General features: G+C 66.7%; 13 protein-coding genes and 2 pseudogenes. 5 read left to right on the forward strand and 10 right to left on the reverse strand.

The features are described from left to right. Window positions 1-184: 184 nt before the first annotated feature. Window positions 185-556: a nuclear transport factor 2 family protein gene (locus NF20_RS19695; protein WP_009975685.1), complete on the reverse strand. Its 372-nt coding sequence runs from the start codon at window positions 554-556 to the stop codon at window positions 185-187. A 23-nt stretch (window positions 557-579) separates the two neighbouring features. On the opposite strand from NF20_RS19695, the gene NF20_RS19700 reads away from it, so the two are divergent. Then, the gene (locus tag NF20_RS19700) at window positions 580-1,185 is read left to right on the forward strand and encodes an NUDIX domain-containing protein (protein WP_033710721.1); all 606 of its coding nucleotides are present in this window, start codon (window positions 580-582) and stop codon (window positions 1,183-1,185) included. Here NF20_RS19700 and NF20_RS19705 read toward each other — a convergent pair. Together NF20_RS19705 and NF20_RS19710 are read right to left on the reverse strand one after the other, a co-directional pair. After that, window positions 1,173-1,460 (reverse strand): DUF732 domain-containing protein, encoded by a 288-nt coding sequence (locus tag NF20_RS19705; protein WP_033710722.1) that lies wholly within the window; start codon window positions 1,458-1,460, stop codon window positions 1,173-1,175. The two genes, NF20_RS19700 and NF20_RS19705, sit on opposite strands and share 13 nt — an antisense overlap. A 196-nt stretch (window positions 1,461-1,656) precedes the next feature. After that, a complete protein-coding gene (locus NF20_RS19710; protein ID WP_050593657.1) occupies window positions 1,657-2,385 on the reverse strand; it encodes a hypothetical protein in 729 nt (242 codons plus the stop codon). A gap of 101 nt (window positions 2,386-2,486) precedes the next feature. Here NF20_RS19710 and NF20_RS19715 point away from each other — a divergent pair, with 101 nt between their 5' ends. The 3 genes from NF20_RS19715 to NF20_RS19725 all read left to right on the forward strand — a co-directional run bounded on the left by NF20_RS19715 (window position 2,487) and on the right by NF20_RS19725 (window position 5,386). Then, entirely contained in the window at window positions 2,487-3,848 is a 1,362-nt protein-coding gene (locus tag NF20_RS19715; protein WP_033717302.1) for a Mu transposase domain-containing protein, read from the forward strand. Continuing rightward, window positions 3,845-4,696, forward strand: a complete 852-nt coding sequence (gene istB / locus NF20_RS19720) for an IS21-like element helper ATPase IstB (RefSeq protein WP_033717233.1) — start codon at window positions 3,845-3,847, stop codon at window positions 4,694-4,696. The genes NF20_RS19715 and istB overlap by 4 nt, the downstream gene beginning before the upstream one ends. A 183-nt stretch (window positions 4,697-4,879) precedes the next feature. Next, window positions 4,880-5,386: a nitroreductase family deazaflavin-dependent oxidoreductase gene (locus NF20_RS19725; RefSeq protein WP_033711540.1), complete on the forward strand. Its 507-nt coding sequence runs from the start codon at window positions 4,880-4,882 to the stop codon at window positions 5,384-5,386. 120 nt (window positions 5,387-5,506) lie between these two features. Here NF20_RS19725 and NF20_RS19730 read toward each other — a convergent pair whose 3' ends face one another. From NF20_RS19730 to NF20_RS19745, 4 genes and pseudogenes are all read right to left on the reverse strand, one after another. Next, window positions 5,507-5,950: a hypothetical protein gene (locus tag NF20_RS19730; protein ID WP_011724146.1), complete on the reverse strand. Its 444-nt coding sequence runs from the start codon at window positions 5,948-5,950 to the stop codon at window positions 5,507-5,509. Beyond that, complete coding sequence (locus tag NF20_RS19735; protein ID WP_033717400.1) at window positions 5,935-6,996, reverse strand: hypothetical protein; 1,062 nt, start codon at window positions 6,994-6,996, stop codon at window positions 5,935-5,937. Before NF20_RS19735 ends, NF20_RS19730 begins: the two co-directional genes overlap by 16 nt. Continuing rightward, the gene (locus NF20_RS19740) at window positions 6,996-7,289 is read right to left on the reverse strand and encodes a hypothetical protein (RefSeq protein ID WP_011724148.1); all 294 of its coding nucleotides are present in this window, start codon (window positions 7,287-7,289) and stop codon (window positions 6,996-6,998) included. The genes NF20_RS19735 and NF20_RS19740 overlap by 1 nt, the downstream gene beginning before the upstream one ends. A 183-nt stretch (window positions 7,290-7,472) precedes the next feature. After that, a pseudogene (locus NF20_RS19745) lies at window positions 7,473-8,036 on the reverse strand (IS256-like element IS1311 family transposase); the annotation flags it as partial. A 51-nt stretch (window positions 8,037-8,087) separates the two neighbouring features. Here NF20_RS19745 and NF20_RS19750 point away from each other — a divergent pair. Then, window positions 8,088-8,378: pseudogene (locus NF20_RS19750) on the forward strand (transposase); the annotation flags it as partial. Here the strand turns inward: NF20_RS19750 and NF20_RS19755 are convergent. The 3 genes from NF20_RS19755 to NF20_RS19765 form a co-directional block, all read right to left on the reverse strand. Further along, window positions 8,371-8,832 carry a DUF6262 family protein gene (locus tag NF20_RS19755; protein ID WP_007172469.1) on the reverse strand — a complete coding sequence of 154 codons (462 nt, stop codon included), beginning with the start codon at window positions 8,830-8,832 and terminating at the stop codon, window positions 8,371-8,373. The pseudogene NF20_RS19750 and the gene NF20_RS19755 overlap by 8 nt on opposite strands. Further along, window positions 8,822-9,796 carry a tyrosine-type recombinase/integrase gene (locus NF20_RS28340; protein WP_050594188.1) on the reverse strand — a complete coding sequence of 325 codons (975 nt, stop codon included), beginning with the start codon at window positions 9,794-9,796 and terminating at the stop codon, window positions 8,822-8,824. The genes NF20_RS19755 and NF20_RS28340 overlap by 11 nt, the downstream gene beginning before the upstream one ends. A gap of 1,277 nt (window positions 9,797-11,073) precedes the next feature. Beyond that, window positions 11,074-11,541, reverse strand: a 468-nt coding sequence (locus NF20_RS19765) for a tyrosine-type recombinase/integrase (RefSeq protein WP_033717402.1), incomplete at its 5' end; no start/stop codon positions are given.

Here is an 11,541-nt window from a genome sequence, read left to right on the forward strand (position 1 = left end):
TCAGTTCCTCGGCGATGGTGGTCGCCAGCACGTCGTCACCGCTGACGATGATGTGGCGGCGCGGACTCATCCGGGGTGAGTCGTCACGCATAACCCCACCTCTTGATGACATTGGCGCTCACGGTGTTGCTACGACTATCGGGCACCATGCCGATTGACGCCAGTGCGACGCGGTAAGGCGGTGCTAGAGGACCTGGACGTCGGTCGGGGACCAGAACGCGCGCATCGCCGTGATCTTGGCGTCCTCGTCGAACGACATCGTCGAGATGGGCGAGATGCGGGTGCGGGTGTCGCCGGCGTCGAGCGTGAGGTGCCACAGGAAGGCGGCTTCGCTGCCGGAGACCCGCAATTCGGCGAGTTCGGTGTCCTTCTTGGCGTCCTGGAATCCCGCATAGAAGGCCCGGATCGCGTCATGCCCGCGGCGAATGTCGGCTCCGATCGGATCCTCGATGGTGGCGTCGGCCGCGTACAGGGTCACGATGTCGTCGGCGGTACCGGTGGCGACGAGCGCCAGGTAGCGATTCACGGTGTCGGTGATGGCTTCTGCGGACGGCATGAATCGGGACGCTACTCCTGGCCGTGTCGGGTGTGGTGTTCGTCGCGATACTGGGCGGCGTGACTTTCATCGAACGCCTCGCCAGCCGGGAGATCTACCGCAACCCGTGGATGGTGTTGCGCGAGGACGACATCCGCCGCCCGGACGGCAGCGCGGGCATCTACAGCGTGGTCGACAAGCCTTCGTACGCGCTGGTGATGCCCTACGACGGGCGGCGTTTCGGGTTGGTGGAGCAGTTTCGCTACCCGATCGGGGAGCGGCGCTGGGAGTTCCCCCAGGGCACCGCTCCGGAGTTGGCCGACGCCGATCCCGTCGAGCTGGCCCGGCGTGAGCTGCGCGAGGAAACCGGATTGCGCGCAACGACGTTCGAGCCGCTGGGCCGGCTCGACGTGGCCCCGGGGATGAGCAGTCAGCGCGGCTGGGTGTTCCTGGCCACCGGGATCGTCGAGGGTGAAGCCGACCGCGAGCACGAGGAGCAGGACATGCGCAGCGCCTGGTTCTCCCGCGACGACGTCGAGCAGATGATCCGGACGGACGTCATCGCCGACGCGCAGTCGATCGCCGCGTACGGCCTGTTCCTGTTGCGCCCGGAATCAACCGGCGCGCCCGTGACGGATCAGGGGCAGTAGTTGGATTCCGCGGCGCTGACGATGGCCGTGGCGTCGGCGTAGTTGAAGGAACTGTTCAGGCCGGAATGCACATCGGCGGCCAGCTCGTCCGGGGTATTGCCCGCGGCGCGGTCCGAGCAGATCGCGTGGCCCAGCTGAATCAGCGTGGTGTCGCCGCCCGGCTGCCAGGCGACGCCGATCTTCTTCAGTTGGGCGAGGTACCCGTCGTCGTCGGCGACGGCGATCCCGCTACCTACGGTCAACGCCGCAGCAACGACGGCCGGAATGCATAACATGCGTAGCCCGCAAACAGACATGATGCGTGGCTCTTCTTTCGGTGGGGTGCAACCGGCTCAGTATGCGGGCTATGACGCCGGGTTGCGCGCGGAACGGCGCAAACCGCGCAAACGCATTCATGCCCGTCGAGCGGCGCCGTCAGCAAGGCGGGCGTTCGGTGGTGGCAATCCCGTTGCCGCGCAACGGCTCGGACGTTCAGTCCGGCGGCGTCGGGGTCATCGACGCGATGTAATAGGTCTCGTGCCCGCTCGGGTAACCGCCGCCGTCGGTGGCGATGTGGACATGGTCGTAGTGGTCGGCGGTTTCGGAGCCCAGGTCCGCCATCCAGTTGCCCCCGCCGACGCCCGGATAGATCTTCTGCCGCCAGATCACGTGATTGATTCCCCAGCGTTTGGCGTTCGCCAGGGCGTAGCCGGCAATCTGGTTGCCGAGCTCGATGCCTTCGGGGGTGTGGTAGTTCGGGATCATCACGTCGATCGCCAGCCCGTTGGGGTGCCACGGCAACGGGTCTTCCCGATACCCGTAGATGGTCGTGATCTGGGGGAACAGCACGCTGATGGCGCGGGCCGCCCAGATGGTCTTGACCTGCAGCCGGTCCTCGGAGCCCACGCTGTGCGGCAGTGCGAGCTGGAATTGCTGCCCCGCGGACGGGGCGGGTGGTGCCAGGGCCGTCAGCGATTCCACCTCGGCGGGACTGGCGGTGCGCGGAGCGCCGGCCGGCGGTGGGTTCGCGGCGGCGCTGGAGGCGGTGGCGCTGGGGGTGGGCGCCGCCGCCGGTGGCGCGGGGCAGCAGCGCGGCTTGGTGCCCTGGGCGTGGATCATGGCGGCGGAGATGACGAGGGAGGCCGCGACCGCCAGCCATCGGCCGGCGCCCTTGGTGACCACCCGTGACCGCGCTCGCTGAAATTCCCCACTGATGCTCATCGAAATTCCCCATCCGTGTGGCTCCGCCGAGAAGGGCGGGCCTCCTTCGATGCTGCTGGTGTCTGATGCCAGTTGCTTCGTTGAAGGAGGCCCGCTTTCTCATGCTCACATGGGAGGACGATGTGGAAGTACATGCTCTACGCAAACGTGGTTGGACGATCTCGGCGATCGCCCGCCATACCGGGTTCGACCGCAAGACGGTCCGCAGATACCTCACCGGTGAGGGCAAGCCTGGGGAACGGGCCCGGCCGGGCCCGGATCCGTTTGACCGGTTCGTCGACTACGTCACCGCGCGTCTGCTGGAGGACCCGCATCTGTGGGCCCGCACCCTGTTCGATGAACTCGAAGACCTCGGGTTCGGCCTGTCGTATCAGAGCCTGACCCGCAACATCCGCACCCGGAATCTGCGGCCGGTCTGCCAAGCCTGCCGCACTGCCACCGAACGTCCCAACGCGGTCATCACGCATCCGCCCGGGGATGAAACCCAATGGGACTGGCTGGAATTGCCGAATCCACCCGCGTCCTGGGGATGGGGCAAGACCGCCAATCTGTTGGTCGGTTCCCTGGCGCACTCGGGCAAGTGGCGCGCCGCCTTGTCTGCCTCGACCGACCAACCGCATCTGGTTGCGGCTCTGGACCGCGTCGTGCGCGGCCTGGGCGGGGTGAGCCGAGTGTGGCGGTTCGACCGGATGGCCACCGTCTGCGATCCCGGCAGTGGGCGGGTGACGGCGTCGTTTTCCGGAGTGGCCAAACACTACGGCGTGGCGGTGGCTATCTGCCCCGCCCGGCGCGGCAACCGCAAGGGCGTGGTGGAAAAGATCAACCACACCGCCGCCCAACGCTGGTGGCGCACCTTGGCCGACGAGGCCACCGTTGAACAAGCCCAGGCCAGCGTGGACCGCTTCGCCCGGGTGCGTGGTGACACCCGTATCCGGGCTACCGCCGATGGTCGCTCGTCGGTGGCCACCGTCGCCAAAACCGAACCACTGCAACCGGTGCCGACCGTGCCGTATCCGGTGATCGTCACCGAACAACGGACCGCATCGCGGCAAGCGTTGGTGTCCTACCGCGGCAACCGCTACTCGGTGCCCCCGGAGCTGGCCGCCGCCGCGGTGGTGGTCAGCCATCCGATCGGCGGTGAGTTCTGCGATATCGCCACCACAGGCGGGATCGTGATCGCGCGGCACCGCATGGCCACCGACGGGCTCGGGGTGATGGTCCGCGACAGCGGGCATGTCATCGCCCTGGACGCCGCCGCGCTGGCCACCGCGGCCACCGGGCGACCGCACCGCCGCAAGGAACGCATCCCACCCGGGCCGGTAGCCAAAGCCGCGGCCGCACAACTCATTCAACTCCAAGACGGTGGTTCCGTTGCTGCCGAACCCTGCACGCCGCCAACCGATTCCACTGTCATCGACCTCTCCGCTTATGAGCGGGCCGCCCAGAAAAGGACCCTGCAATGACCCCCACAGCACGCAGCCCCAAAACCACCCAGGCTGTCGTTGAGTCACCGTCGGCGGCGGCCAGCCGTTATCAGCAGCTGCGCTCGCATCTGGCCGAACTCAAACTGCACGCCGCCGCCGAAGCCCTCCCAGCAGTCCTCGACCAGGCCAGCGCCGACGGCCTCTCGCTCACGGTGGCCTTGGAACGACTGCTCGCTGTTGAGGTCGACGCCACCGCGGCCCGCAAACTGGCGGGGCGATTGCGGTTCGCCTGCCTACCGACCCCGGCCACCCTGGCCGACTTCGATATCGATGCCGCCGCCGGGATCGACCGGGCGTTGATCGATGAGCTGGGCACCTGCCGCTACCTGCAATCGGCGACCAACATTTTGTTGATCGGCCCGCCGGGCACCGGCAAAACACACCTGTCGGTCGGGTTGGCGCGGGCGGCCGCCCATGCCGGCTACCGCACCTACTTCACCACCGCCGCGGATCTGGCCGCTCGCTGCCACCGCGCCGCCATCGAAGGACGTTGGGCCACCACCATGCGGTTCTTTAACGGACCCACACTCTTGGTGATCGATGAACTGGGCTACTTACCGCTGCCGGCCGAAGCGGCCTCGGCGTTGTTTCAGGTTGTCTCCCAACGATATTTGAAGACCTCCATCGTGATCACCACCAACCGCGGCGTCGGCGCCTGGGGTGAAATCCTCGGCGACACTACCGTCGCGGCAGCCATGCTCGACCGCCTCCTGCACCGCTCGGTGGTCATCAACCTCGACGGCGAGTCCTACCGACTACGCGACCACCACGCCGCCGCCGAAACCCTGCGCCGCGCCACCACGGCAACCCGCCAACCGATACACTGACCCCCGCTCACAGGTGAGGAATTTCAGCGAGCACACCTGGGGACTTTCGACGAGCGCGATCACCCGCACGCCCACGACCAGCAGCTTAACGCCGGCTGTGACGCCTGTGGCTCGTTTTTCGACAGCTCGCCCCGGTCGGGCCAAAACGCCCCTCGGCGCCGTCCGGCGAGTCACACTGAGGCCATGCCCGGGCGATCGTTCGACGATGCGAATGCTTTTCACCGGTTGATGCGCCGCTTCGCGTCCACGACCGCCGGCGTGGCGCTGCTTCGCCCGACGGCGCATCACCTCGACCGCCTCGTCGCTAAGGCCACCGGCGGGCGGAGCAGCTTCGCCGGGTTGGCAACCGGCATCCCGGTGGTCATGCTCACCACGACGGGCGCCAAATCCGGTGAGCCGCGCACCGTCCCCGTGTACGGGATTCCGCATCCCGAGGGCCTGGCCCTGATCGCGTCCAACTTCGGCGGCGCCAAGCATCCGGCCTGGTATTTCAACCTCAAGGCCCACCCGGAAGCGACGGTCACGGTCGGGCGCGACAGCTGGCCTGCCACCGCGCGGCTGGCCACGCCCGACGAGCGCGACCAGGTCTGGGCCAAAGGTGTCGAGCTGTATCCCGGTTGGCGAAAATACGAGGTGCGGGCCGGCGATCGCCATATCGAGGCGTTCATCCTGAGCCGGGCGCCGGCCTAATCCCTCACGGGCGCTTCGCGTTTGGTAGGCCGCCGCCGACGCTGGTTTCGTATGGCTATGCCCACGCCCCGACAACAATGACTGCCGCAGAAATCTCCAGGGCTATCAGCGTGTGGGTCATCACGCGCGTGGCGAGCCGGTGCGGTCGTCTGCTCGACGCTCAAGCCAGTTCAGCATGAGCATGAGGACTGCCCAGCACGCCGCATAGCCGAGTGTGTAGATCGGCACGAGTACCCACCACGGATGACGGCCGAGGAGTAGCCAAGCGGCGCCTTTGAGCGCGTCGTCCACGAAGCCGGACACGATGATTGCGACAAGCAAGGCGGTGTAGACGTGTTGGCGCTGCTGGGGCACTTTGCCGGCGGCGTGTCTGGACAGATACCAGAGCACGACACCTGCCACGACCACGGCGGACACGACGAAACCAATTGTCATCCACGCCGGCACGGATTTACTGCCAGGAGGGCTGGCCGAATCGAACAGGACGTCGATGGTGACGGCCCAGACGAGGTAAAGCGGCAGGTAGAGCAGGATCCTCTTCGCGTTGATCATGGCTTCAGCCAAGCAGGTACATCTTCGCTGCACTCCAGCGCACCCTTGGCGGCAGCCTCGACCGGGGCTTCGAGCAAGCCTTGCGCGAAGCCGCCGACGAAGCCGAGCACCGCGCCGGGCAGTGCCCCAGCACCACCGAGTTCCGGAGTGAGGCCCGCGCCGAACGCCGCGCCGATTCCGGCCTTGATGGCGCCGCTCTTGAAGCCGTCCTTGATCATGTCTTTGCCGACGTTGGTTTTCACCTCTGTTCCCACGCATTGGCCGAAGCTCGGTCCAGCCGGGGCAGGAGGTGCGGCCACGTCCGGCGGGGGTGGCGGGGTCTTCGGCGCAGCAGCCGCGACCTGTGGCGGCACGGGGAATGGTCCGATTTGTGGTTGGCCTTGCGATGGCGTTGGCTGTGGCATCGGCGAAGGGTCTGCGCCACCGTCCTGCTTGAAATCCACGAGGTGAACCCCGCCACGTTGGCTGTTAGGAACGCCGGAGGTGCTGCGGCGGTTCTGGCCGCCGTCTTTCTGCGCCGATGGCTGCCTGCTGTTATGGCTCGATGCTGGCGCAAAGCCGTCGCCGCCGAGACCGGCAGTAGCGGCGGTGAGCTGACCGGCGACCTTGGTGTCGGCCCCGTCGAGTTGTTCGGCGCGCAAACGGATGTCAGCGGCGAACGCTTCCGCTTGGGCCTGCCGGGCCGCCCGTTCCGCTGGGCTGGTGCTGCGCATGTCGGTGACCGAAAGGTCCTCTCCGACAGTGAATCCCGCGTTCTGGGCGTCTTCGATGCCGTAGACGACGCGGCGCTGGGCTGCGCTGATGTCGCTGGCACCGTTGCGGGCTATTCCAGCGGCCTGCCGCAATAGGTCGGCCTTGGCGCTGACGACGGACAGATCGGCCTGGGTGCGTTCTCGCAGTGCGTCACCGCCAGCTCCACGCCACGTGATGGATTGCGCCTGGTTGCGCATCGTCAAGAAGCCGTCTTCCCAGCGGTCGGCGGTTTGCGTCCAGTAGGCGGCAGCCTCGATGAGGTGCTCGGTGGACCACGCCAGGATCTGCGAGAGTGTGGCGGGCATCAGACCACCCTCACGTTTGTCACGTCATTCATCGCGGCCGCCGATGTGGCCTCCTGGCTGAGGTATCCGCCGGATGCCGTGGTCACCCCGCCGACCGTTTCCTGCGTGCGCGCTACGAATGACGCCGTAGTAGCGGCGATCGCCGCGTTGAGGGCATTCACGGCCGCCGTCGTGGCCTCGAATGACGGCCCCGGCGACGGCGGCGCCCCAATGAACTGGGAACTAAGCGCCTGCCACTGGGCCGCTGTAGCGACTAGCTCGGCGGGCACGACCTGCAATGAATCTTGCCCCATAACCCCATGATTTTAGGCGGCGCACTGATCGATCGCTATTGACCAGCCGATGCGGCAACGCATTAGCGACTCTCGAGGCGCTTGGTACGGGTGAGACCGGGCCGCGAGTAACTACGGTTGGTTGTGCCCCGTGAAGTGGTGTAAAGCCGATCGGCGTTTCGCCTGAGGCTCTGCGAGTTTCCACTATGCCGTGATGGCGGCGGGGACGGCAACGGATTGGTCGGCTGAATCGGAGCGGGGATGTAATAGGGCCAGGGTGGTCTCGGAGAGATAGCGCTTTTCGGCGACTTGCCATTCGTCGTGGGCTTCGACGAGAACGGAGCCGGCCAGCCGTAGCAGCGCGGCGGGGTTGGGGAAGACGCCGACGACGTCGGTGCGGCGTTTGATCTCCTTGTTGAGTCGTTCGAGGGGGTTGGTGCTCCAGATCTTTTTCCAGTGCAGGACAGGGAAATCGGCGAATGCGGTGATGTCGTCGGCGGCCTCGCGCAGCATCGTTTCGACCTTGGGCAGTTGGCGGCCGAGCATGCCGGCGATGGTGTCGAGTTGCTCTCGCACATGTTCGGCGTCGGGTTGGGCGAAGATGGTGCGGATCGCTGCGGCGACCATCTCGGCTGATCCCTTGGGCACCTGGGCGAGCACGTTGCGCAGGAAGTGCACCCGGCATCGTTGCCAAGATGCGCCGATGAGGATGGCCTCGATGGCGCTGCGCAACCCGGTGTGGGCATCAGAGATCACCAGCTGCACTGAAACGCCCTGGAAATCCCGGAGGCTCCTGACCTTGGAAACGAGGATGCAGGTATGCCGAAGGAACAGTCGCCCGGGAAGCCGACGACACGTCGATACAGTGCCGAGGAGAAGGCCGCCGCGGTGCGGATGGTCCGCACCTTGCGCGCGGAGCTGGGCACCGAGCAGGGCACAGTGCAGCGGGTCGCTCGCCAGCTCGGCTACGGAGTGGAATCGGTGCGCACCTGGGTCCGTCAGGTCGACATCGACGAAGGCCTGGCTCCTGGGGTGACGACCTCGGAGTCGAAGAAGGTGAAGGAACTCGAACAGGAGATCCGAGAACTCAAGCGTGCCAACGTTATCTTGGGCGGGCTCGACTGTTTGGGGGCGTGATCTGGGTGTTTGTGTCGTGGACGGTGTCCGTGATGTGGGTGTCGGCGATGCGGTTGGCGCGGAGCTGTCCGTGCAGGAGTGCGATCTGGTTTCGTAGTTGACGGTTTTCGTTGTCGAGTTCGCGGATGCGTTCGTGTGCGAGGGTGAGGCGTTGGCGCAGGGAGGCGTCGGAGCCGCGCTCGACTGGGGCAGGTGGTGCCGGCTCGGGCGTCTCCGATATGGCGGTCAGTCGGCGGAGTTGGTCGCGCAGTGCGGGCTGGGCATACAGCCATGAGCGGGAGACGCCGGCGAGGGCGGCGATCTGTGTGATAGTGCGCCGCTGGCCGGTTTCGCCGAGTTCCTGCAGGGCTTGCCGGGCGCGTTGGAGGGTGTCGGCGCGGCGGCGTTGGGCAGCGGCGAGGAGGTAGTGGCTGTTGTCATGGCGCATCGGATGGTTCCTTTCCGCAGCATGTTTCGCTGCCCGCTGCAGCGCACCGGCAGTCGCGTTGGTCGGTTTCGAGGGTGGCGATGATGGTAAGCAGGTTGGTTTCGACGGTGTGGTTCATCTCGGCCAGGCGGGTGTGGCCGTCGGTTTGAGCACGCGAGATCAACGTGCGGGTGTCATCGAGCTGCTTGCGGTGTTGGGGTAGGAATTCGGCGGTCGTGATGAACAGCGGACAAGTCAAACATGCGTTGGCGTGCGGGCACGATTTCTGTAGTGGCAGACCACAATAGCCGTTGGGCAGCGCTATTTTCGCGCGTGCAAGGTTCTGCTTCATCCACTCGCCATCGGCGAGGGGCCCGTCGACGGTGATGTCGACCGGCTCACCGTGGATGTTGATCTTCTGGGCGCGTTCCCACTGCTCTCGTATGGTGGTGTCGGCCAATCGGGCATACACGGCGGTCATGGTGTGGCTGGTGTGGTCGAGCAGGCGTCGGACCACTTCCTGCGGCACCTCATGGTTGATCCATCGTGTGGCCGCCGTGTGCCGGAACTGATGAGCGGTGATATGCGCTGGCTGACCGAGTTCATCTGTGACACCACATGTTTCGAGCCACTGCCCGAGCTGGAGGTGGAACGTCACGGTGGGAATGGGCAGCCGTCCGTCGGGGTTGGCGCTGCTGCGCGGCAGCAACACGGCGGTGGTTGGAAACCGCTGCCGGGTGCGCTCCTGCTGCGTCTGGATCATGGCGGTGAGTTCGTCGTCGATGGGCACCACCGCGTCGCGGCGCATCTTATGGTTGCGGTAGCGCAAATAGACCGCGCCCTGCGGGTCGCGAACCAGACAGTCCAGCGCCAGCCGGGTGGCGTCGCCAATGCGCAGGCCGGTGCGGATGAGGACCTCCACCAGCAGCCGGATCCGCGGGTCGCTGATCCGGTCGAGGTTGGCCGGGCTTTCCAACTGGCCCATGACGAACTCGGGAATCGCCGCGGTGCCGGTGTCTCGTCACGCGGGGCTGGTCGCTGGGATACAGCTGCGCCTCGGCCGGCAGCGATGCCCACCGGTGCTGGCGAACGGCATTCAGAAACCCGGTCACACAGCCGATCTCGGCGCTGCGGGTCTTCGGTTGTGGGATCTCAACGGCCAGTCGAGCCAGGTAGGCCTCCAGCGCTGCCCGCTCGAGCGCACCCGGGCCCGACGAGCTCGCTAGTCCGGGCATGAACTGCGACAAACGAACGAGCGCGAGGCGATCACTGCGTAGCTGCCCCAGCCCGACTCCGCACGACATGCGCCACCGGCACCATCGTTTGGCCAGCTCTCGAAGCCAGACTGGGTGCACCGCAGTGAAATCCAGTTTGGCCCCGTCATGGCCGGAAACACCGAGCCGCCGTAGCCGCCACACGTCACGCTGGTATTCGCTGTCCCAGCCGGTCCCGTCGCGCAAATCGAGCACGCACTCGATCGCGTAACCGAGGAACGCGCGCGGGGTGTTGACCGACGCCGCGGCCGGCAGCCCGGCCAGCCAGTCGGCCAGCGGACGATCCAGCAGCGACTCGGCCCGGTTGCCGACAAGTGGTCCAGCAGCGGCTTGATCGATCGCGGTGTGGTGCGGGTTCGGTTCAGGTCGACGCGGCATTGCAGCGCGTAGCCGATCTCCAGCCGCAACTGCGGCCGCAGCGGCCGCAAGTCGAAGCGATCCTCGCCGTAGCTGGCGCAGTAGGCGATGAACTCCGCCGCCGACGGGCGACCACGCAGCCGCCACCGCCGGTGGTGGGAATGACACCACCCGGCGTCCAGTTCGGCCCACAACATGCACCCCGGGATGGCGCACACCGCTGCCGGCGTGCCGGCCACGTCCGGCTTCCACCGATCCACCACTGGGCGTCCGGCCTTGTCCCAGGCGTGGGAATGCGTGTAGCACAACCGATACCGATGCTGCCCGAAGCCGCAACCGGGCACCAGGCACGATTGCAGCGGCCGGTACCCCATCACCTCTGGATCAGCGGTCGCCGCCCACGCCCGTCGGTCATCCGGGCGACCCGCCTTTCTCCACCGGCCCAGATGGGCCGGGCAGAGCCCGGCGTAGCGACTCGAACGCACACACCCGGGCACCGCGCATGCCGGCGACCCGAGAATCGGATCCGCGACGGCGGGCACCAGCACCTCGACCCGGAACTCCGCACGCACCGCTGCGCCCAAACGCGCAACCCAGCCGGGCTCAATCGGCGGCGCCAGCACCTCGACGCTCACCACGACCCATCCCGGTCCGCCAGCCACCCCGCGGCCACCAACGCGCGGCGGGTGTCCTCGACCTTCAGATGCGCGTACGCGTCACTGGTCGTCGCGATCGACGCGTGCCCCAACAGATGGGCCACCACCTCGACCGGCACCTGGCGGCGCAACAACTCTGTCGCATACGAGTGGCGAAAAGTATGCGGCCCGAACATGATTCCGGTCCGCTCCCGCAATCGGCAGACCAAATCGTAGACGCTGGCATACGTCAACGGATACCCAATAGGACCGGACCACAAGTTGACGAATACGTAATCGCTGTCCAGCTCGCCGTACTCGCCATGCAGATAATCCGCATACAGCCGGATCACCGCGCCCGGCACCGGCACCTGGCGACCCCCGCCCTTGGCTCGGGCACGATTCGTATTCACCCTCGGCACCACCGTCACCAGCCGAGCAGCCGCATCGATGTCGCTGTGCCG

This window comes from Mycobacterium sp. MAC_080597_8934 (assembly GCF_000523975.1).
Taxonomy (GTDB): Bacteria; Actinomycetota; Actinomycetes; order Mycobacteriales; family Mycobacteriaceae; genus Mycobacterium; species Mycobacterium avium.

What these genes read in the sequence shown, in the direction of transcription:
- NF20_RS19710 (WP_050593657.1), bottom strand. Translation starts at nt 2,385, where the DNA reads ATGAGCATCAGTGGGGAATTTCAGCGAGCGCGGTCACGGGTGGTCACC.
- NF20_RS19705 (WP_033710722.1), bottom strand. Translation starts at nt 1,460, where the DNA reads ATGTTATGCATTCCGGCCGTCGTTGCTGCGGCGTTGACCGTAGGTAGC.
- NF20_RS19725 (WP_033711540.1), top strand. Translation starts at nt 4,880, where the DNA reads ATGCCCGGGCGATCGTTCGACGATGCGAATGCTTTTCACCGGTTGATG.
- NF20_RS19735 (WP_033717400.1), bottom strand. Translation starts at nt 6,996, where the DNA reads ATGCCCGCCACACTCTCGCAGATCCTGGCGTGGTCCACCGAGCACCTC.
- NF20_RS28340 (WP_050594188.1), bottom strand. Translation starts at nt 9,796, where the DNA reads ATGGGCCAGTTGGAAAGCCCGGCCAACCTCGACCGGATCAGCGACCCG.
- NF20_RS19740 (WP_011724148.1), bottom strand. Translation starts at nt 7,289, where the DNA reads ATGGGGCAAGATTCATTGCAGGTCGTGCCCGCCGAGCTAGTCGCTACA.
- NF20_RS19755 (WP_007172469.1), bottom strand. Translation starts at nt 8,832, where the DNA reads ATGCGCCATGACAACAGCCACTACCTCCTCGCCGCTGCCCAACGCCGC.
- NF20_RS19715 (WP_033717302.1), top strand. Translation starts at nt 2,487, where the DNA reads ATGCTCACATGGGAGGACGATGTGGAAGTACATGCTCTACGCAAACGT.
- NF20_RS19695 (WP_009975685.1), bottom strand. Translation starts at nt 556, where the DNA reads ATGCCGTCCGCAGAAGCCATCACCGACACCGTGAATCGCTACCTGGCG.
- istB (WP_033717233.1), top strand. Translation starts at nt 3,845, where the DNA reads ATGACCCCCACAGCACGCAGCCCCAAAACCACCCAGGCTGTCGTTGAG.